Source organism: Paludisphaera soli (genome assembly GCF_011064595.1).
In the GTDB taxonomy this organism is placed as follows: Bacteria; Planctomycetota; Planctomycetia; order Isosphaerales; family Isosphaeraceae; genus Paludisphaera; species Paludisphaera soli.
Genome location: NZ_JAALJI010000088.1, coordinates 1 through 2,542, shown reverse-complemented (window position 1 = coordinate 2,542; position 2,542 = coordinate 1). Strand labels below are relative to the sequence as shown.

2 protein-coding genes and 1 pseudogene are annotated in these 2,542 nt (G+C 73.4%); all 3 read left to right on the top strand.

From position 1 onward, the window contains the following. Positions 1 to 493 precede the first annotated feature (493 nt). Positions 494 to 874, top strand: coding sequence for a hypothetical protein (locus G6O68_RS31565; protein ID WP_165253689.1), 381 nt, complete (start codon positions 494 to 496; stop codon positions 872 to 874). 942 nt (positions 875 to 1,816) lie between these two features. Next, positions 1,817 to 2,425 (top strand): GP88 family protein, encoded by a 609-nt coding sequence (locus G6O68_RS33775; RefSeq protein ID WP_165253687.1) that lies wholly within the window; start codon positions 1,817 to 1,819, stop codon positions 2,423 to 2,425. After that, a pseudogene (locus G6O68_RS32605) lies at positions 2,320 to 2,542 on the top strand (hypothetical protein); the annotation flags it as partial. The gene G6O68_RS33775 and the pseudogene G6O68_RS32605, both read left to right, overlap by 106 nt.

The window sequence follows — 2,542 nt, the reverse complement described above, 5'->3', positions numbered from 1 at the left end:
GACCATGGCCATTTCGCACCGCAAACTAATACTAAGGACGGCCTCCTCGAACTCCACGAGGAAGAACCCCGTCGGACTCCAGCACACTCTTCCGGACGCCGGGGGCGTCGCCGATGTCGCCGACTGCCGCGGGAGACCATCCGGATGCCGAGACCGGCCCCACCCGCAGCCCCTCTTCGTGGCATCACGCGAGCCCCCTCGACCGAGGCCGTCTCGCACCGCGCGACACCTCTGAAGGCTCCTGCCACCCGACGAGGAAGACGTCGCAGGACGCAGGATTCTCGTTCGGTCGACGTTCCGATCCGGTCGAGCCCGATCACCACGACCGGCATCCTGAGTCGGCCCCACGGGCCCTTGCCGGCCAAGTCGGGCGGCTGCATCGGACTTCTCGCGGGCCGACGGCGGGCCTCTTCCGAACGGAGCTGGAGCCTGAGGGCGAGCAGCATCCGAGGCCCGCTCGAAGGCGCGGGGCGGCCGGCTCCGGATGAATCACGTGATCCGGACTCGCGAGGTCGGCCTGGCCGGGCCCGGGTTCGTCGCGACGAACCGGCCTGCCTGCCGATCTACCCCCAGCATCAGCTCCATCCGCCGGGCCACTGAACCGTGGGCCTGGGACCGCGGTACCCTGCCGGAGACGCTCGGCGACGTCGGGTTCCTCTTCACGCCCCCCGAGGGGTGCACGTCGGACGGCCATGCGGCCCCGACCGCTCGCGAGGTCGCCCCCTGGATGGCGACGATCGAGCGGCTGCGGGACGACGCCGCTTGGGAGGCCCGCCATCGCGAGCTCGCCCTGAAGGAGGCCGGGCTGTGGGCCAGCAACGCGGTCGCGGGGCGATACCTGGAGTTCTTCGGCTCGATCGCGCGTCCGGCCTGACCGCGTCCACGGACGGGCGCTCGACGAGCCGGGGGCCGCCGACGCCGTCATCGCCGCCGCCGGACCGCGTCCCGCCGCACAAGGGCTCGCCCGGGTCCGTGCCGCCCGACTCGCCGATCGACCGACTCGAGTCAATGGCCGACGCTCGACGTCGCAGGTGAAAGACGTCGAAGCCACTTCCGGGCTGCGGCCTTTCGGTGCCGCAAGTTTTGTCGATCCGGCCCGCGACGCCTGCACCCGACCTCGCCGGGCGTGCGTCGGGCCCGTCTCCGGACGACCTGACATGGCGTCCCGCGTCTGAGATCGGGGAGGTCGGCCTGCCCCGCCCCCGACCGCCCGAGTCGCCCCTCCCTCCTCGTCGCCGCTTAATCCGCGGCGGAATCGCGTCATCGACAACCGGGCGCGTTAGCCGCTCGACTCGCTTCGCTAGGACCTTCGCGACCCGAACGCCGCGACGTCGGGCTGGGCGCGACGCTCAGGCGGCGCCACCTCCGCTCGATTCGCCCTTCGCTTGAATCCCGTGAGTCCGGGGCGGGTGCCGTGGATCGAAGCCCCGTCTTCCTCATACTGCATCGAAATCACCAACGGGCCGTGCGTCCTTGGCCGCCGCGGCTGCGTAAGGGCTCGCGGATCGAGCGGGCCGGCCCCTCGTCGCGGCCTTCCCCGGCACTCGGGGACTCGTGCGCCCGGCCGCCGCACGACGTGGCGGGCGGCCCCGCACCAGGAGCTCGGACGCCGCCGGCGTCTCGGGCCGCCGGAGCCGGTCGGACTTCGCCACGCCCCCGCCTTCGGGCCGGCCGGTGCGATGCCGACGTCCGGTCGGCCCCTCCCCCGCCCCGCCTTCGCTAAGGTCGCCCGGCGCGGCCGCGCGACGCGACGTCCGGACACCCCAGCCGCCCCGGCGAGGACTCGCAACCCGGCCCCTCGGCCGCGCGAGCCCTCATGCAACCTACCCGTCAGAACGCTCCCGGACGCTCGCCGGGCCGCCGGCCCGCGACCGGACCGGGCCGCCATCCAGGAGCCGTCCCATGTCGAATCGCCTCGAACTCGTCGCGCCCGCCCCCGGCACGCGTCCCCAGCTGCTGCCGGGGGAATACGAAACTGGGGCGGGAGCTGATCTGGAGCTACTCGACCCCCGCGATCACCTCCTGCCGCGGGTCCACACCGGCGTGTCGGGCGTCCTGCTACGCGTGCTCGTGCCGCTTCGCCTTCCCGCCCGTGAAGGGCGGCCACGCTCGGAACCTGGACCGGGCCCAGGGCCCCGGCTTCGTCGCCGACCTGGTCGACCAGGTCCGCCCCGACTTCGTCCGCGTGGTCCGCGTGCACGGCTCGGGCGACTTCCACTCGGCGGGCTATGTCGGCCTCTGGGCCGAGGCCGCGCGACCCTGCCCGCGACCGTGTTCTACGCCTACACGCGGTCCTGGAGGGTCCCGGAGATCCGCGGGGTGTTGGCGGACTTCGCCGGCCTGCCCAACGTGCGGCTCTGGTACTCCGGCGACCGCGACTCCGGCCCCTCGCCCCGCGACCCTGGCGTCCGGACGGCCTGGATGATCGGGCCGGGCGAGCCGCCCGGCTCGGTGCCGGCGTCGGCCGACCTGGCCTTCCGAGTCATACGGAGTCTATTTAGAATCGGCGCGCTCTTGCGCCCCGGGCCGGCCCGGGGGATGA

What these genes read in the sequence shown, in the direction of transcription:
- G6O68_RS33775 (WP_165253687.1), top strand. Translation starts at nt 1,817, where the DNA reads ATGCAACCTACCCGTCAGAACGCTCCCGGACGCTCGCCGGGCCGCCGG.